Origin of the sequence: Lysobacter sp. Root76 (genome assembly GCF_001428685.1) — a bacterium.
Lineage (GTDB): Bacteria > Pseudomonadota > Gammaproteobacteria > Xanthomonadales > Xanthomonadaceae > Lysobacter.
The window spans coordinates 49283-67211 of record NZ_LMIK01000005.1 but is presented as its reverse complement, the minus strand read 5'-3'; the positions used below and the strand labels follow the sequence as shown (position 1 = coordinate 67211).

13 protein-coding genes are annotated in these 17929 nt (G+C 71.9%); 5 read left to right on the top strand and 8 right to left on the bottom strand.

Going from position 1 to position 17929, the window contains the following annotated elements; all coding sequences use genetic code 11:
* Positions 1-20 precede the first annotated feature (20 nt).
* A complete protein-coding gene (locus ASE10_RS07625; protein WP_056306198.1) occupies positions 21-953 on the bottom strand; it encodes a DMT family transporter in 933 nt (310 codons plus the stop codon).
* A gap of 94 nt (positions 954-1047) precedes the next feature.
* Here ASE10_RS07625 and ASE10_RS07620 point away from each other — a divergent pair, with 94 nt between their 5' ends.
* Positions 1048-1989 (top strand): LysR family transcriptional regulator, encoded by a 942-nt coding sequence (locus ASE10_RS07620; protein WP_082586073.1) that lies wholly within the window; start codon positions 1048-1050, stop codon positions 1987-1989.
* A gap of 47 nt (positions 1990-2036) precedes the next feature.
* Here the strand turns inward: ASE10_RS07620 and ASE10_RS07615 are convergent, their stop codons facing one another.
* Positions 2037-2384 carry a hypothetical protein gene (locus ASE10_RS07615; protein ID WP_056306196.1) on the bottom strand — a complete coding sequence of 116 codons (348 nt, stop codon included), beginning with the start codon at positions 2382-2384 and terminating at the stop codon, positions 2037-2039.
* A gap of 95 nt (positions 2385-2479) precedes the next feature.
* Between ASE10_RS07615 and rmuC the strand changes: the two genes are divergently transcribed.
* The gene (rmuC, locus tag ASE10_RS07610) at positions 2480-3835 is read left to right on the top strand and encodes a DNA recombination protein RmuC (RefSeq protein ID WP_056101349.1); all 1356 of its coding nucleotides are present in this window, start codon (positions 2480-2482) and stop codon (positions 3833-3835) included.
* Between the two features lie 329 nt (positions 3836-4164).
* On the opposite strand, the gene ASE10_RS07605 is transcribed toward rmuC, so the two are convergent.
* The 6 genes from ASE10_RS07605 to ASE10_RS07580 all read right to left on the bottom strand — a co-directional run bounded on the left by ASE10_RS07605 (position 4165) and on the right by ASE10_RS07580 (position 8656).
* Positions 4165-5448: a VacJ family lipoprotein gene (locus ASE10_RS07605; protein ID WP_327037119.1), complete on the bottom strand. Its 1284-nt coding sequence runs from the start codon at positions 5446-5448 to the stop codon at positions 4165-4167.
* 74 nt (positions 5449-5522) lie between these two features.
* The gene (locus ASE10_RS07600; RefSeq protein ID WP_055905457.1) at positions 5523-5804 is read right to left on the bottom strand and encodes an STAS domain-containing protein; all 282 of its coding nucleotides are present in this window, start codon (positions 5802-5804) and stop codon (positions 5523-5525) included.
* A gap of 2 nt (positions 5805-5806) precedes the next feature.
* Complete coding sequence (locus tag ASE10_RS07595) at positions 5807-6463, bottom strand: ABC transporter substrate-binding protein (RefSeq protein WP_055905455.1); 657 nt, start codon at positions 6461-6463, stop codon at positions 5807-5809.
* Positions 6460-7023, bottom strand: coding sequence for an outer membrane lipid asymmetry maintenance protein MlaD (gene mlaD / locus ASE10_RS07590; protein ID WP_056306194.1), 564 nt, complete (start codon positions 7021-7023; stop codon positions 6460-6462). Before mlaD ends, ASE10_RS07595 begins: the two co-directional genes overlap by 4 nt.
* Positions 7024-7118: 95 nt before the next feature.
* Positions 7119-7868, bottom strand: coding sequence for an MlaE family lipid ABC transporter permease subunit (locus ASE10_RS07585; RefSeq protein WP_055905449.1), 750 nt, complete (start codon positions 7866-7868; stop codon positions 7119-7121).
* Positions 7868-8656 (bottom strand): ATP-binding cassette domain-containing protein, encoded by a 789-nt coding sequence (locus ASE10_RS07580; RefSeq protein ID WP_055905446.1) that lies wholly within the window; start codon positions 8654-8656, stop codon positions 7868-7870. Before ASE10_RS07580 ends, ASE10_RS07585 begins: the two co-directional genes overlap by 1 nt.
* A gap of 306 nt (positions 8657-8962) precedes the next feature.
* On the opposite strand from ASE10_RS07580, the gene recC reads away from it, so the two are divergent.
* Genes recC through recD form a run of 3 tightly spaced genes read left to right on the top strand, consistent with a single transcriptional unit; the run spans position 8963 to position 17810 of the window.
* Positions 8963-12301, top strand: a complete 3339-nt coding sequence (gene recC, locus ASE10_RS07575) for an exodeoxyribonuclease V subunit gamma (RefSeq protein ID WP_056306192.1) — start codon at positions 8963-8965, stop codon at positions 12299-12301.
* Complete coding sequence (locus ASE10_RS07570; RefSeq protein WP_055905441.1) at positions 12298-15978, top strand: exodeoxyribonuclease V subunit beta; 3681 nt, start codon at positions 12298-12300, stop codon at positions 15976-15978. Before recC ends, ASE10_RS07570 begins: the two co-directional genes overlap by 4 nt.
* A complete protein-coding gene (gene recD, locus ASE10_RS07565; RefSeq protein WP_055905438.1) occupies positions 15975-17810 on the top strand; it encodes an exodeoxyribonuclease V subunit alpha in 1836 nt (611 codons plus the stop codon). The genes ASE10_RS07570 and recD overlap by 4 nt, the downstream gene beginning before the upstream one ends.
* Positions 17811-17929 lie beyond the last annotated feature (119 nt).

Below are 17929 nucleotides of genomic sequence, written 5' to 3'. Positions count from 1 at the left end.
TCCGAGTGGGGGTTGATGGATCAGCGCGCGACGCCCAGAGCGGGCAGTGCGGACGCAGCGGGAACGGAAACGGGGGCGGCGATGCGGCGGTTGGCCAGGACCACGCCGACGAACACCAGCGCCACCGCCGGTGCGAAGCCCCAGCCCAGGCGCTCGCCGAACAGCAGCGCGCCCCAGATCACGCCGGTCAGCGCGACCACGTAACCGATCTGGCTGTAGGCGACGGAGTCGGCGATGCGCTGCAGGGCGGCGGCGGCGACGTTGGCCGACAGGGTGACCAGCACCATCGCCAGCAGCAGCGGCCAGGAGGCGGCCAGCTGCTGCAGGTCCGCGCGCTGGCCGCTGACCGCGATCAGCGGCAGCACCGCCAGGGCCTGCACCAGCATCGTGCCGGCGCTGGACATCGGCGCGCTCAGTCCGCTCGGCCAGTAACGGCTGCGGTAGACGTTGCCGATCGCCAGCAGCACCGGCACGCCCAGGGCGATGGTCAGGGCCAGCGCCTGTTCGGCTTCGACCGAACGCGCGCGCGGCACCAGCACCAGCAGCACGCCGGCCAGGCCCAGGGCGGTGCCCAGGGCGGCGGTCGGGCTCGGCCAGCGGCGCTCGACCAGGGCGTTGAACAAGGAGGTGAACAGCGGCGACAGGGTCACCACCACGGTGAAGATGCCGGCCGGGATCCGCGCCAGCACCCAGTTGCCGAGCAGGGCCGAGCCGGCGACCGCGATCAGCGCGGCGATCAGATAGAAGCGGCGCGAGGCTGGGTCCAACGGCAGGCGTTCGCCGCGCACGGTCTGCACCGCCATCAGCACCGCGGCGGCGCCGCCGGTCTGGATCAGGGAAACAATCAGCGGGCTCAGGCCGCGGCCCAGCAGCAGCTTGCCGATCACGAAGATGGCGCCGACCAGGCTGCCGGCCAGCAGGGTGAGGATCAGGCGCTTCGTGGTGAGGTTCATGGCGTCGTACCGGGGCGGGATGGGCGGGACGAGGCCAAGTTACGGATTCCGGACCTGCGGATAATCGGCCCGGACGTGGTTAGACTGTTTCTCTATGTCAACAATCCCGCAGGGGCGCCTGCCCGTCCCCGATCTCGCCGGCCTGCTCGCCTTCGTGCGGGTGGCCGAACTGGGCAGCTTCGTGCGCGCCGCCGACGCCCTGGGCCTGTCCAAGGCCGCGGTCAGCAAGCAGGTTTCGGCGCTGGAAGGGCGGCTGGGTGCGCGCCTGCTGCACCGGACCACGCGCCGGCTCAGCCTGACCGAGGCCGGCCAGGCCTACCTGCGCCATGCCCAGTCGGCGTTCGCCGAGGCGCGCGCGGCCGAGGACGCGGTCGCCGGCACCGGCGATCTCGCCCAGGGCCGGCTGCGGGTGTCGGTGCCGATGACCTTCGGCGTGATGCACGTGGCCCCGCACGTCGGGCCGTTCCTGGCCCTGCATCCGCAAGTCGACCTGGACCTGCAACTGGACGACCGCCCGACCGACCTGGTCATGGAAAGCCAGGACCTGGCGATCCGCCTGGGCCGCCTGGAGGCCTCCAGCCTGGTCGCGCGCACCATCGCCCACAGCGGCGTGCTGCTATGCGCCTCACCCGCCTACCTGGACCGTCGCGGCCGCCCGCAGCGCCCCGACGAACTCGGCGCGCACGACTGCCTGCACTTCAGCCTGGCCGCGACCGGCCGCACCTGGGAACTGCGCCACGGCGAGGAAGTCGTGCGCGTCGCCCTGGGCGCGCGCCTGGACGCCAACTCCAGCCTCGCCCTCAAGGCCGCCGTGCTGGCCGGCGCCGGCATCGCCCGCATTCCCGAATTCGCCATCGCCGACGAGATCCGCGACGGCCGCATGGAACGCGTGCTGCCGCACTGGGACATCAACGGGCTGGATGTGCACGCGGTGATGCCGGAAAGGCGCTACGTGCCGGCGAAGGTGCGGGCGTTCGTGGAGTTTTTGGAGGCGCGGTGGAAGGAGAATCCGGGGTGGCTAAGCGCCGCACCGTGACTGCGCGCAGGGTCGAGCGGCGCTGCTGCGGCTTGTCGCCGGTTTCGTCAGTCGCTGCGCGAGGCGTCCAGTGCCAGACCGCAATGCGCGCTATACCGCACGTGCGCGTTGTGGCTGGCGAAGGCCCAGGTGGGCGTATACGCGCGCGACAGCCGATAGCGGCAATGCGGGCAGCGCAGCAGGAAGCTCAGTGCATACGCGACTGCGGTGTAGACGAAGGTACCCAACAGCAACAGCGACCACCAGTAAGAAACGCACCATTGCACGAACGCCGAATCCTGATTCGACGGGTTCCAGCTGACCATCATGGCCACAACGGCGGGCAGGATCGCGATGGCCTGGATCGCCAGTCCTATGCGCGCGATTCTGGCCAGTCGCTGACGCGGGGTAAGCATCGGATCTCCTGGATCGATGGTGCGGCTGGGCCAAGCATAGCCTCGGGACACCGCGCATTCTTAGTCCTTGAGAAGCTCCGGGCTACACTGTCGCCATGGCCGAAACCCCGCTGCTGCTGACCCTGTTGTTGATCGCCGTGCTGGCGGCGATCGTGTTGTTGATCGTGCTCCTGCTGCGCAAGCCCGACGGGCGACTGGAGCAGTCGCTGCGCGAGGAGCAGCGCGAAGGGCGCGGCGAGTTGCGCCAGCAGCTCGATAGCCTGTCGTCGGCGCAGGAGCAGCGCATCGAAGGCTTCGGCGGGCGTCTGACCGAACTGACCCAGCGCACCGACCAGCGTCTGGATCAGCTGGTGGTCACGCTGACCGACGACGCGCGCAAGGGTCGCAGCGAGGCGGCGGAATCGCAGCAGCGGTTCGCCGAGGGCTTGGGCCAGCGCCTCAACGAACTCACCCAGCGCAACGAGTTGCGCATCGGCGAGTTGCGCACGACCTTGGAGGAGCGTCTGCGCGAACTGCAGGCCGACAACACCGCCAAGCTCGAGCAGATGCGCGCGACCGTGGACGAGAAGCTGCAGACCACGCTGGAAACCCGTCTGGGCGAGTCGTTCCGGCTGGTGTCCGAGCGCCTGGAACAGGTCCAGCGCGGCCTGGGCGAGATGCAGCAGTTGGCCAACGGCGTCGGTGACCTCAAGCGCGTGCTGACCAACGTCAAGACCCGCGGCACCTTCGGCGAAGTGCAGTTGGGCGCGCTGCTGGAGCAGGTGCTGACCATCGAGCAGTACGACAGCAACGTCGCCACCGTGCCGGGCAGTGGCGAGCGCGTCGAGTACGCGGTGCGCCTGCCGGGCACCACGCCGGAGCAGCCGGTTCGCCTGCCGATCGACGCCAAGTTCCCACGCGAGGACTACGAGCGCATGCTCGACGCGCAGGACCGTGCCGATGCCGAGGCCTTGGCGATCGCCGCGGCCGGGCTGGAGCGTCAGGTCAGGGTCGAGGCCAAGCGCATCCGCGACAAATACCTGGCGCCGCCGCACACCACCGACTTCGCCCTGCTGTTCCTGCCCACCGAAGGCCTGTACGCCGAAGTGCTGCGCCGGCCCGGTTTGTTCGAGGCGCTGCAGCGCGACTTCCGCGTCACCCTGGTCGGGCCGACCACCTTGCTGGCCCTGCTCAACAGCCTGCAGATGGGCTTCCGCACGCTGGCGATCGAACAGCGTTCCAGCGAGGTCTGGCAGCTGCTGGGCGCGGTCAAGAGCGAGTTCGGCAAGTTCGCCGACGTGCTCGAACGCACGCGCACGCAGCTGGACACGGTGCGCAAGAGCATCGACGGCGCCGGCGTGCGTACGCGCGCGATCGAACGCAAGCTCAAGGGCGTGGAGACGATGCCGTCGGACGAGGCGCGGCGCTTGCTGGGTAACGACGATTTCGTCGAAGGCGACGACGAGGCCTGAGCTTTCCCTTCTCCCGCTTGCGGGAGAAGGTGCCCGAAGGGCGGATGAGGGGAGCGGCTGAGGTTGGAGTGACGCGCTTGCGGCGGCCCTCACCCCAACCCCTCTCCCGCGAGCGGGGCTACAGATTCGTCGAGCGACGACGAGGCTTGAGCTTTCCCTTCTCCCGCCTGCGGGAGAAGGTGCCCGAAGGGCGGATGAGGGCAGCGGCTGAGGTTGGAGCTACGCGCTTGCGGCGGCCCTCACCCCAACCCCTCTCCCGCGAGCGGGAGAGGGGCTATAGAGCGTCGGGCTTTTCAGTTGCGCGGCTGCTTGAGCGCGCACAGCCACCATCAACGGTTGTAATTCGCGTCCGTAGGCATCATCGGCATCGCATCCGCCGGGACGCTGGGGTTGCTGTCGTCGCGCAGGTAGTCCGGCAGGCCCTGGTCTTCGGCGTCCATGCGGTCGCCGAAGATCTGGTAGTCGCGGCGCTGCATCCACGAGTCGCGGACCAGGGTGTAGTCGTCCTCGGCGCCTTCGCGCAGGGCGTCGGTGGGCATCAGCTGGGCGCGCACGTCGACCAGTTGCAGGCCCTGCAGCGGGATGCGGATGCGATCCGGATCGACCTGGCGCAGCGGGCTCAGCGGCGCGTCGCCGACCGCGCCGAAGGCGTCGCGCACGGTGCGCGGGCCGAACAGCGGCAGTTCCAGGTAACGCGAGCGCTTCCAGCCCCACACGCCCATGGTCTGGCCGAAGTCTTCGCTGCGGTTGGGCAGCTTGGCGTCGCTGGCGGGGTCGAAGATGCCGCCGATGCCGACCGTGGTGTTGAGCGCGAAACGGCCCAGCGACTGCGCGGCCTGCTTGGGCTTGCCCTGCAGCAGCGCGTTGACCGCCGACACCGGCTGGCCGAGGTTGTTGAAGAAATTGCTCACGCCCAGGCGCACCGGGCGCGGGACCACGCGCACGTAGGCGCGCGCGAGAGGCTTGGCGATGATGCGATCCACCGCGTTGTTGAAGCGGTGCATCTTGCGGTTGTAGCGCTCCCACGGGTCGTAGATCGTCGGCAGCGAGGCCGGCGCCGGCAGGGTCGGGTCGGCGACCGGATCGTACTCCTGCGATTGCGCGCCGTAGAGCGCATCGAAGTCGCGCTCGGCGTCGGTGCGCGGGTCGGCCGGGTTGGCCTGCGCGGCAGCGGTGCCCGCGGCGGCGGCGGTGTCGGACGCGTGCTCGACCTCGGCCGGCGTGGAGGCCTCCAGCGCGGAGACCGGCTCGGGTGCCGCGCCGGCGTCGACCGCGGCGGTTCCCGCGTTTGAAGCATCCGCGGCTTCGGTGGCGGAGGCCCTCGCATCGGCCGCCGCGGATGCGGCGTCCTTGGCGGCTGCGTCGGCTTCGGTCCTGGCCGCAAGTTCGTCCAGCGTCGGCGTGGGCGTCGCGCTTGCGTCGGCGCCGGTCTTGCCATCCTCGATCTTGAGGCGGCAGGCCAGGGCCGCGTCGGCGCTGCCGTCGCCGGCCGCCAGGCAGGCTTCGTAGGTGGTGCGCTGCTGCGCCGACATCTGCTGCGCGTTGGCGGCGAGCGGCGCCAGGGCCAAAGCCAGAGCGATGGCGGAGGAAAGCGTGGGGGTGGGGGAGCGCATGGTCGCAGTCTATTCGCTAAGGGCGGCCTGGCCACATCCCTGGGGCGATGGCGACCGCAACGGTGTGTTCGGGATCAGCTGGAAAAGCCCAGTCCCTCGTCGAGTCGGTACGCGGTGCGCAGCTCGGTCAAACCGGGCGGCGTGCCGATCACGCTCACGCCCGGGGCGCGCGCGGCGAGTTCGGCCAACAGCGCCAGGCCGGCGCTGTCGACTTCGCTGACCGCACCCAGCTCCAGGCGGCGCAGGTCCTTGAGCAGCGGCAGCGCCTGCCGCCACAGCGCCGCCACCGCGGCGCGGTCGAGCGCGCCGGTGAACACCAGCGCTTCGCCTTCGCGTCGGACGGTGGCCGCGCTCATGCTCAGTTGCTCTGGGCCTGGGCCTGCAGACGGCCGGCCTGGATGTCGGCGGCGACCTGCGCGATCGACTTCTGCTTGAGCGGGGTGTCGAACTGGTTGCGGAAGGTCTGCACGAAGCTGACGCCTTCCACCATCACGTCGAACACCTTCCAGTTGCTGCCGATCTTGCGCATCAGGTAGTCGACCGGCACCGGCTCGCCGCCCTGGCGCAGGTATTCGCTGGACACCTTCACGATCGCGCCGCCGCGCAGCGGGGTTTCGGACTTGATCCGGACCTTGAGCTTGGCGTTGAAGTCCAGCAGCGAGGAACCGTAGCGCTGCATCAGGCTGGTGCTGAGCGCGTCGGCGAACAGCTTGACGTCGCTGTCGGAGGCGCCGCGGCCGTGCGTGCCCAGGACCAGGCGCGCGGCGTAGTCGCGGTCGAACATCTGGTTGAACTCGGTGCTGATGAACTGGCTCAGCGCGGCGCGGTTCTTGGTGAACTCGGCGCGGCGCGCTTCCAGCGTGCTCAGGATGCGGGTGCTGTTGGCCAGCACCATCTGGCTGGGCGAGCCGGCCGGTGCGGTGGTCGCGGCCTGCGCCGACTGCGCGAATACGGTGGCGGGCGCGGCGGCGAGCAGCGCCGACGCGATCACAAGGGAGATAAGGGTGCGCTTCATTTCTTGCTCTCGTCTTGGGTGGGGGCGGCTTCGCCTTGCAGGTACGCCGGAACGTCGTTGGTGGCGGGCGCCGCGGCGTCTTTCTTGTTGCCGCCCTGGGCACCGCCGCCGCTGAACATGTACTTGCCGACCAGCTGGATCAGGTCGACCGCGGGCTGGGTCAGGAAGATCTCGTCGCCGGGCTTGAGCGGCTCCGGATCGCCGCCCGGGGTCAGGCCGATATAGCTCTCGCCCAGCAAACCGCTGGTGAAGATGCCGGCCGAGGTGTCGGCGGGCAGGTCCTTGTACTGGCTGTTGATCGCCAGGGTGACCTTGGACTCGAAGGTCTTGGGATCGAGCTCGATATGCGCGACCTGACCTACCGCGACGCCGCCGATCTTGACCGGCGCGTTCGGGCGCAGCGCGCCGATGGTGGTGAAGCGGGCCTTGAGCGCGTAGCTGTCGCCGCCGAAGCCCCACTTGCCGTTGGTGGAGGCGATCGCCAGCACCAGCAGCGAGGCCAGGGCGAGCAACAGGAACGCGCCGACGGCGAATTCGATGCGGGGACTGCGGACGGACATGGGTGGATCTCCAAGTGTCGAGCGTTGTCGCGTAACAGCGGGTGTTGCATTGGAAAGTCCGCACAGGGATGTGCGGGTTCTTGCGAAGGGGCTCGCTATCTAAACAGCAATGCGGACATGACGAAGTTGAACATCAGCACCAGCAGGGACGCGTTGACCACCGCCTTGGTGGTCGCGACCGAGGTGCCTTCGATGGTCGGTTCGGCGTGATAGCCGACGTAGGCCGCGACCAGCGCCGAGGTGGCGCCGAACACGCCGGACTTCAACAAGGCCACGCAGAAGTCGTCGACGAAATCGACGTTGTCCTTCAGCGCGGGCCAGAAGTAGCCCGGGTCCAGGCCGATCACGTGCACCGCCTCGAGGTAGCTGGCGGCGATCGCGAAGCTGCAGAAGAAGCCGGTCAGCAGCGGCACGCTCAGCACCGCGGCCCAGAAGCGCGGCGCGACCGCCTTGCCGACCGGGTCGATCGCCATCAGGCCCAGCGCGGTGATCTGGTCGGTGGCACGCATCAAGCCCAGTTCGGCGGCGATCGAGCTGCCGGCGCGGCCGATGAACAGCAGCGCGGTGAGGACCGGGCCGAGTTCGCGGTACAGCGACAGGCCGAGCAGGGTGCTCAGCGAGTTGCTGGCGCCGAAGGTGGCGAGCGTGCGGTAGCCCTGCAGGGTCAGCACCAAGCCCACGAACGCGCCGCCAACGGCGATGATCGGCAGCGAACGTGCACCTATCTTGTAGATCTCGCGGGTCAACTCGCGGAAGAAGTCGGGCGTCGGCTTGGACGCGCGGAACACCGACAGGGTGAACAGGCCGGCGCGGCCGAGCTGGCGGGTGGCTTCGACGAAGGCCATCAGGCGGCCTCCGCCGTGCGTGGCGCCGCGTCGAAGGCGATCGGACCGTCGGGTTGGCCGCGCAGGAACTGCTGCACCAGCGGGTCGGTGCTGGCTTCCAGCTGCGCCGGGGTGCCGGAGAAGACGATGCCGCCGTTGGCGATCACGATGGCGTGGTCGGCCACGGGCAGGGTTTCGTGGACGTGATGGGTCACGATGATGCTGGTCAGGCCGAGGGTGTCGTTGAGGCGGCGGACCAGGCTCATGACCACGCCGGAGGCGATCGGATCCAGGCCGGTCAGCGGTTCGTCGTAGATCATCAGCGGCGGGTCCAGCGCCAGCGCGCGCGCCAGCGCGACCCGGCGCGCCATGCCGCCGGACAGTTCGCGCGGGTAGGCGTCGGCGGCGGCGCGCAGGCCGACCGCGTTGAGTTTCATCAGCACCAGGCGCTGGATCAGGGCATCGGGCAGATCGGTATGGGTGCGCAGCGGCAGGGCCACGTTCTCGGCCGCGGTGAGGTCGGTGAGCAGGCCGTTGCCCTGCAGCAGCACGCCCAGGCCCTTGCGCAGTTCCAGCAGCGCGCGCGAGCGGCGCGGCACGTCCTGGCCCAGCACTTCGACCCGGCCCGCGGTCGGCGCGAGTTCGCCGGTCAGCGCCGACAGCAGCGTCGACTTGCCGCTGCCGGAGGGGCCCAGCACCGCGACGATGCTGCCGCGCGGCATCGACAGGTTGATGTCGCGCAGCACGGCACGGCCGCCGCGATCGAGTCGCAGGTCGGTCAGGCGGACGATGGGCGTTTCGGTCGTCATGCTGTGGGCGTCATCCGGAGAGGTGCGGCCGCATGCGGCCCGCGTGGGGTCGCAAGTTTCGGCAGCTTGGCGGGCTGAGGCTGAACGGGGATGCAGCGCGGGCATTGTCGCAGGTTCCACGGCGACGCCACGAGAACGGCACCATCGTCGTGCCGTCGATGCTGGACGGCACGGATTAAGAAGGCTTTAAGCGCCGGCGTTACGCATGCGGCGTGGCGCCGGGCGCCATCGGACCGCCCGCTGGCGCAGGCTGGGTCGCCGCAAAGGATCGCCACGCCTGCGTCCGCGCTGCGGCAAGATGTCGCGATGCCCGGCCGTCCCGACTTCCGTCTCTACCATTCCAATGCGCTGGACGTGCTGGCCGGGCTGCTGGCGCAGGAACTGCGCACGCCCGCGCTGGGGCAGTCGGCGCTGGCGCCGGACGTGGTCCTGATCCCGCAGGTGGCGATGCGGCGCTGGCTGCAGGCGACCCTGGCCCAGGCCTACGGCATCGCCGCCAATCTCGAATTCCTGACCCCGGGCGAGTTCGTCCAGCGCGCGCTCGACGCCAACGTGCCCGGCGTGGAGGACGACATCGGCGCCGACGCGCTGCGCTGGCGCCTCTACAAGGAGCTCTCGCATCCGGCCACGCTGCGCGAACCGGCGCTGGCCGAATTGCGCGGCTATCTGGCCGGCGCCGACCCGCTCAAGCCTTGGTCGCTGGCCGGCGAGCTGGCGGGCCTGTTCGAGAAGTACCAGGCCTGGCGCCGCGACTGGCTGCTGGCCTGGGACGCGGGCCAGGCGCGCGACGACGCCCAGGCCGCGCTGTGGCGCCGCGTCGCCGGCGGGCGCCTGTACCGCGCGCGCCGCATTGGCGACTACCTGGCGCGCCACGGCGGCGACGATGCGCCGGCGCCGGCCGGGCTGCCGCCGCGGTTGTTCGCCTTCGCCACCCTCAACGTCTCGCCCGACGTGCTGCGGGTGATCGCGACCCAGGCCCGCGCCGGCGTGCTGCATTTCTATCTGCCCACGCCGACCCGCAAGTACTGGGGCGACCTGGCGAGCTACGCCGAGCGCCTGCGCCTGGACGAAGCCGGCGCACCGGCCGAGGCCGACGACGACAACCCGCTGCTGCAGGCCTGGGGCGCGGCCGGCCGCGACTTCATGGCGGTGCTGGGCGGCTACGAGGTGGTGCACCCCTCGGGCGAGATCGCCGCCTACGCCGATCCGGAAACCGATCCGGCCGACGATCCCGCGCGCGACAGCCTGCTCAAGCGCCTGCAGCGCGACCTGCTGCACCGGCGCGCGCCGGCGCTGCCGGCCTGGCGCGACAGCGTCGATACGGCCGACCCCAGCCTGCAGGTCCACGCCTGCCACACCCGGTTGCGCGAAGTGCAGGTGCTGCACGACCAACTGCGCGGCCTGCTCGAAGACCCGCGCTTCGATCCGCCGCTGCAGCCGCGCGAGATCGCGGTGCTGGCGCCCGACATCGATCCCTACGCGCCGCACATCGCCGCGGTGTTCGGCGGCCTGGCCGGGCGCCCGGACTTCATTCCCTATGCGCTGGCCGACGTCAGCCCGCTCGCCGCCGAACCGCTGGCCGACGTGTTCCTGCGCCTGCTCGCGCTGCCGGTGTCGCGCTTCGGCCTGAGCGAGATCCTCGACCTGCTGGCCACGCCCGCGATCGCCGACGCCGCCGGCCTGGACGCGCCCGCGTTCGAACGCCTGCATGCCTGGCTGCACGAGGCCGGCGCGCGCTGGGGCATCGACGACGCCCACCGCGCCCGCCACCAGGCGCCGGCCGACGACGCCTACACCTGGCGCTTCGCCCTCGACCGCCTGCTGATCGGGCATGCCAGCGGCGGCGACGAGGACATCGCCGGAGTCGCGCCGTACACCGAACTCGAAGGCAGCGCGCTGGACGCGCTCGACGCCTTGATCCGTTTGCTGCGCGTGCTCGCCCGCCACGAACGCGCGCTGGCCGCGGCGATGACGCCGGCGCAGTGGCGCGACCGTCTGCTGAGCCTGTTGCAGGCCTTGTTGCCGCAGCGGCCGCGCGAGTCCGGCGACCTGCGCACCCTGGAACGCCTGCGCCTGCTGGTGGAAGGCTTCGCCCGCGATGCGGGGCGCGCCGGCTTCGACGCGCCGGTGCCGGCCGAAGTGGTGCGCGCGCATTTCCGCGCCGCCCTGAGCGACGCCGACACCCGCGCGCCGCTGCTCACCGGCGGCGTCAGTTTCGGCCGCATGGTGCCGATGCGCCTGATCCCGTTCCGCGCGATCTGCCTGCTCGGCATGAACGACGGCGACTACCCGCGCCGCGATCCGGTCGGCGGCCTCAACCGCCTCGCCGCCGAACTGGGCACCACCGCGCGTCGCCACGGCGACCGCTCGCTGCGCGAGGACGATCGCTTCCTGTTCCTGCAGCTGTTCGTGGCCGCGTCCGAAGTGCTGTACCTGAGCTACCTGGGCGCCGACCCGCGCGACGGCAGTGCGCGCGAGCCTTCGCCGCTGGTGTCGGAACTGCTGGATGTGGCCGCGCGCTACCACCGCGACCCCAACGCCGCGCGCGCCGCCCTGATCGTGCACGAACCGCTGCAGCCGTTCTCGCCGGCCGCGTTCGGCGCCGGCGACGGGGCCGACGGCGCGCTCGAACCGCGCCGCTACAGCTACCGCGGCGAATGGCGCCCGGCGGCGCAGGCCGGCGCCGGCGAACGCAGCGAACTCGGGCCCTGGATCGACCGTCCGTTGGCCCCGGTCGAGGCCGCGCCGCGGATCGCGCTGGCCGACCTGCGCGCGTTCCTGCGCGACCCGCCGGGCGCGTTCCTGCGCCAGCGCCTCAACCTGCGCCTGCCCGACGCGGGCGACGCCGACGACGATGTCGAACCCTTGCTGCTGCCCGGCCGCGGCCTGCAGCGCCAGCAACTGCAGCAGGCGGTGTACGACGCCCTGCTGGCCGGGCAAGACGAAGGCCTGCAGGCGCGCTTGCGCGCCCGCGCGCTGCTGCCGTCCGGGCCGCTGGGCCGGCGCCAGCTCGACAGCCTGCTCGCCGAAGTGCAGCCCTACGCCGAGGCCTTCGCGCGCTGGCGCGAGGATCAGGCGCCGCAGTCGCGGCACTTCGAACTCGAACTCGGCGCGCAGCGGCTGCACGGCCGCATCGACGAGCTCTACGCCGCCGGTCTGGCGCGCCTGCGCTTCGGCGCCTTGCACGGCCCGGCCCAGATCGCCCACGGCCTGGACTGGCTGGTGCTGTCGGCGCTGGGCGACACGCGCCCGCTGGCGCAGTTCGCCCAGACCGGTGCCGGGGTCGGGCCCAGCCTGCGCGCGGCGCTCGCACCCGCGCAGGCCCGCACTGCGCTGGACGCGCTGCTGCGCCTGCGCGCGCACGGCCTGCGCGAGCCGCTGCCGTTTCTGCCGCGCGCGGGCTGGCTGTGGTACCAGGCCGACAGCGAAGGCCGCGACGCCTGGAACCAGGCCGCGCTGCAATGGCACGGCGGCAGCCACAGCTGGAGCGAGGCCGAGGCCGGCGGCGCGCGTCTGGCGCTGCGCGGCCGCGATCCGTTCGCCGCCACCGCCGAGGGCGCGGCCCTGGCCGACGAGTTCCGCGCCATCGCGCGGCTGGTGTTCGATGCCGTCGTGCACGGCCGCAGCGAGGAGGACGCGCGATGAGCGAACGCCCGCGCGACCTGTTCGACCCGGCGCCGGCCGCCGCCGTCGCGGACGACGATTTCCTGCGCCTGCCCTTGCACGGCCTGCACCTGATCGAAGCCAGCGCCGGCACCGGCAAGACCTACACCCTGGCGACCCTGGTCACGCGCCTGGTGATCGAGCGCGGCCTGCGCGTCGGCCAGATCCTGGCGGTGACCTTCACCGACGCGGCCACCCAGGAACTGCGCGAACGCCTGCGCCGGCGCCTGCTGCTGGCCGCGCGCATCGCCGCCGACGATCCCGCGCTGCCCGCAGCCGACGACGACGGCGAGCGCGCGGTCACCCGCGCCCTGATCGCCGCGCGTCTGCACGAGGAAGCGCCGGCGGCGTTGCGCGTGCGCCTGCAACGCGCCGCGCGCGAGATCGACCTGGCCGCGGTGGTCACCATCCACGGTTTCTGCGCGCGCGTGCTCAGCGAGCACGCCCTGGAAACCGGGCAGGCCTTCCTGGCGCCGGAGATGATCGGCAGCGACCGCGAGCTGCGCGAGGAGGTCGCGGTCGACCTGTGGCGCGCGCTCGGCACCGATGCGGTCGCCGCCGAACTGCTGCAGGCGCGCTGGCCGGCCGGTCCCCCGGCGCTGGCCGCCGACTTGGGCGCGCTGCTGCGCGCAGCGCGGCTACGGCCGCCGCTGCCCGCGGCCACGCCCGATCCGCTGCCGCTGCTGCAGGCGCGCGCCGACGTCCTGCGCCGGAGTTATCTGCAACACGGCGCGCAGGCCTTCGCCGATCTGGAAGCGGCGATGGCCGCCAAGGTGCTCAACGGCCAGACCTGGCGCGCCGAACTGCCCGGCGCCCTGAACGAGGCGCTGGCGCGCTGGTGCGCGAACGGCGACGCCAGCGCACGCATCGAACCGCGCATCGACCGCATGACCCCGGCCGCCTTGGCCGACCGCACCAACAAGGGCAAGCAGGCGCAGACTCCGAGTTCGCCGCTGTTCCTCGCCCTCGCCGATTACCTCGCCGCCGCCGCCGCGCGCGCGCAATGGCTGGACGCGCAAGGCCTGGCGCTGGTGCACCGCGTGCGCGAGGAAGCCGCGGCGCGCCTGGCCGAGCTCAAGCGCGTGCGCCGCGTGCAGACCTACGACGACCTGATCGACGGCGTCGCCGATGCCCTGGCCGGCCCGCACGCGGACGCGCTGATCGCTCGGCTGCGCGCGCAGTACGCGGTCGCCCTGGTCGACGAGTTCCAGGACACCGACGCGCGCCAGTGGGCGATCTTCGAACGCGTGTTCGGCCCGGCTAGCCGCGACGACGGCGGCGCGCTCCTGGATAGTCCGCTTCTGAATACCCCGCCCCTAAACAGTCTGTTTCTGATCGGCGATCCCAAGCAGGCGATCTACGGCTTCCGCGGCGGCGACGTCCACACCTACCTCGCGGCCGCGGGCCGGGCCGAACAGGCGCCGCCGCTGCGCCGCAACTTCCGCTCGCGGCCGTCGCTGCTGCGCGCGGTCGAAGCCCTGTACCGGCGCGCCGGCGCGGACGCCTTCGTCGATGCGCGCATCGGTTTCCTCGCGGTCGAGCCCGGCGGCGTGGTCGCCGACGAGGCCTTGCTGCGCGCCGGCCGCCGCGCGCCTGCGCTGACCCTGCGTCGCCTGCCGGCGCCCGACGACGGCCGCAAGCAAGCGCAGTGGAGCGCGCCGGAATCGCGCGAACTCGCGACCCGCGCCTGCGTCGCCGCCGTCCACACCTGGCTCGCGGACGCCCGCGCCGGCCGCGCCGCCATCGACGGCCGCCCGCTGCAGCCGGCCGACATCGCCGTGCTGGTGCGCAGCCACGACGAGGCCGCACGCGTACAGCGCGCCCTGGTCGCCGCCGGCATTCCGGCGGTCGCGGCCGGGCGCCGCAGCGTGTTCGCGACCGAACAAGCGCAGGAACTGCTGGCCCTGTTCGACGCCCTGCTCCAGCCCGGCGACGGCGGCCGCCTGCGCGCGGCGCTGGCGAGCGTATTCCTGGGCCTGGACGCGGACGCGATCGCGCGCCTGGACAGCGACGAGCTGTGGCAGCGCGACTGGCAGCTGCGCGCGCTGGAGTGGCGCGAGCGCTGGCAGCGCCACGGCCCGCTGGCCCTGGTCGCCGACCTGTGCGCGCAGCAGGCGCCGCGCCTGCTCGCGCTCGACGACGGCGAACGCCGGCTGACCAACCTGCTGCAACTGGGCGAAGCGCTGCAGGAGGCCGACGCCCGGGCGCTGGGCCTGCACGGCCTGGTCGACTGGCTGCGCCTGCGCATCGCCGAGGCCGACGACAACGACGAACAGCAGCAGCTGCGTTTGGAATCCGACGCGCGCCGGGTCCAGATCCTGACCCTGCACAAGAGCAAGGGCCTGGAGTTCGGCCTGGTGTTCCTGCCGTTCGCGGCGATCGGGCGCGAATCGCGCGGCGGCCGCCATTGCGAATACCCCGACGACGACGGTCGCGTGCTGCAGCTGGAAGGCGAGCACGACGACGCGGCCACCCCGAGCTGGAACGAAGCGCGCAGCCGTTCCTTGCGCGAGGCCGCGGCCGAGGATGCGCGCCTGCTCTACGTCGGCCTGACCCGTGCCAAGCACGCCTTGTGGCTGGCGACCGGGCCGCTGTACCTGGGCGCGGCTACGCCGTTGGCGCCGATGCTGGACGACATCGCCGCGCTCGCCACCGGCGACGGCCACGACATCGCCGTGGACGACGGCGCGCCCGAACCGCGTCCGCTGCCGCTGCCGCCGCAGGCGGGCGGGGCGGTGCCGCCCGCGCGCACGCTGCGCCGCGGCCTGTCGCGCGACTGGTGGGTGCACAGCTTCACCCAGCTCACCCGCGAGGACGCAGGCAACCGCGTGCAGGACGAGCGCGGCGCCGAGGACGAACCCGAACCGCTGATCCTGCCCGCGCCGCACGAGCTGCCCATCGACGTGATGGAGCTGCGTTTCTCCGGCAGCCGTTTCGGCAACGCCGTGCACACCGCTTTGGAGCGCTGCGATTTCGCCGCATGGCGACACTGGCGCCGCCTCGGCCTGGTGCCGGACGGACAGGAGCCGCTGCTGCGCACGGCGATGCACGAGCAGGGCTACACCGATGCCGACATCGACGGCGGCGGCCTGGACACTCTGGCGCGCCTGGTCGGCGCGACCCTCACCGCGGCCCTGCCCGAAGGCGCGCGCCTGGCCGATCTGCCGGCGAACGCGCTGCGCGCCGAAATGGAATTTCACTTCGCGCTCAACGATGCTTCGACCGCGGCGTTGCTGGATCTGCTGCACGCGCACGGCTGGCTGCGCGCGCGCCAGGCCTTCGGCCACCGGCGCCGCCTCGACGGCCTGATGACCGGCAAGATCGACCTGGTCTACGTGCATGAGGGCCGCTACTACCTGCTCGACTACAAGACCAACCGCCTGCCGTCCTACGATGCCGCCGCGATCGAGCGGGCGATGGACGACAGCGAGTACACCCTGCAATCGCTGATCTACACCCTGGCCCTGCACCGCTGGCTGCGGTTCCGGCTGGGCGCGGACTACGACTACGACCGCGATTTCGGCGGCACCCGTTATCTGTTCTGCCGCGGTCTGGACCCGATCCGCAGCCAGAGCGAAGGCGACGGCATCCATGCCCAGGTACCGCCGCGCGCGCTGGTCGAAGCGCTGGATGCACTGTTCGGCGGAGGCGCGGCATGAGCCTGATCGACGCCCTGCTGCGACGCGGCCGCCTGCGCACGGTCGACCATGCCCTGGCGCAGTCGCTGCGCCGGCTCGATCCGGCCACGCCGGAACTGGTTCTGGCCGGCGCGGCGCTGGCGTCGCGCGCGATCGCCGACGGTCACGCCGCGTTCGATCCCGAGCGGCCCGGCGAGGAGGTTGCGGACGTCGTCCTGGCTGAGCCGCAGCAGTGGTCGGCGGTGCTGCAGGCCTCGTCCTGGATCGCCACTCCTGTAGATGAAACGCCCGCCGATACCGGTGCGCCGCTGGTGCTGGAACGCGGCCTGCTCTACCTGCGCCGTTATCGCGAATACGAACGCCGCCTGGCCGCACGCCTGCGCGCGCTGGCCGCGCAGGCGCCGCCGCGCGTCGATGCCACGGCACTGGCGCCCTTGTTCGCGGCCTTGTTCCCGCAAGCGCGCGACGGCGACCGCCAGGCGCGCGCGGCGGCGCTGGCCTTGGCGCGCGCCCTGCTGCTGGTCACCGGCGGGCCGGGCACCGGCAAGACCACCACGGTCGCGCGCTTGCTGCTGCTGTTGATCGCGCAGGCGCGCCAGTCCGGCGCGCCGCCGCCGCGGATCGCCCTGGCCGCGCCGACCGGCCGCGCCGCCGAGCGCATGGCCGAAAGCCTGCGCGCCGCTGCCGCGTCGCTGCGGCTCGTGGCGGGCGTCGATCCGGCGCTGTGCGAAGCCCTGCCGGTGGAAGCGCGCACCCTGCATCGGCTGCTGGGCACGCTGCCCGACAGCCCGCGCTTCCGTCACGACGCGCGCGATCCCTTGCCGTACGACGCGATCGTGGTCGACGAGGCTTCGATGGTCGACCTGCCGCTGATGTGCAAGCTGGTCGAGGCCGTGCCCGACGGTGCGCGCCTGATCCTGCTGGGCGACCGCGACCAGCTGCCCTCGGTCGAAGCCGGCGACGTGCTGGCCGCGATCGTCGATGCCGCGGGCGAAGACGAAGCCTTGCCGGCATCGATAGCGCAGGCCTTGCAGCCCTTACTCGGCGACAGCCTGTCCGTGGACGACGGCATGCCGACCGCGCCCTTGGCCGGGCATCGCGTGCATCTGCAACGCGGCTACCGCCAGGCCGAAAGCCTGGACCTGGCGCCGCTGGCGCAAGCCACGCGCGCCGGCGACGCCGACACCGCCCTGGCCCTGTTGCGCAGCGGCGAACTGCGCGGCGTGAGCTTCCACGAGGATGCGATCGATCCCTTGTCCGGCCCCGGCCGCGAGCGGCTGTTGGGCGAATGGCGCGCATTGGCCGCGGTCGAGAATCCTGCGCAGGCCTTGGCCCTGGCCGCGCGCGTGCGTCTGCTGACCGCGCTGCGCGACGGCGCGCAGGGCGCCGCACCCTTGAATGCGCGCATCGAGGAAGCGCTGGCCGGCAGTCACCGGCCGGCGTACTTCCAGGGCCGTCTGCTGCTGATTACCGAGAACAGCTACCGCCACGGCCTGTTCAACGGCGACATCGGCGTCTGTTTGCGCGCGGCCGACGGCGCGCGCGAGAGCGAGGGTCCGATCGCCTGGTTCGCCGGCGGCAGCGAGGGCGTGCGCGGTTTCTATCCGGCCGCCTTGCCGGCGCACACCGGCGCGTTCGCGATGACGGTGCACAAGTCGCAGGGTTCGGAATTCGACAGCGTGTGGCTGCAACTTCCGCGCCAGGATGCGCGCAGCCTGTCGCGCGAACTTTTGTATACGGCGATGACCCGCGCCCGGCGCGAGCTGCATCTGTGCGCCAGCGAGGCGATCCTGCGCGCGGCGCTGTCGCGGCATGCGATGCGGGTGTCGGGGTTGGCGGGGAGGTTGCGCTAGGCGTTGCGCGTGGGTTTGGGTGGGGGTGGGGCAGAAGCATTTGCGCCTTTGGCGCTGCATTCCCCTCACCCCAGCCCTCTCCCGCAAGCGGGAGAGGGGGCTCTTATGCGATCGGTCGG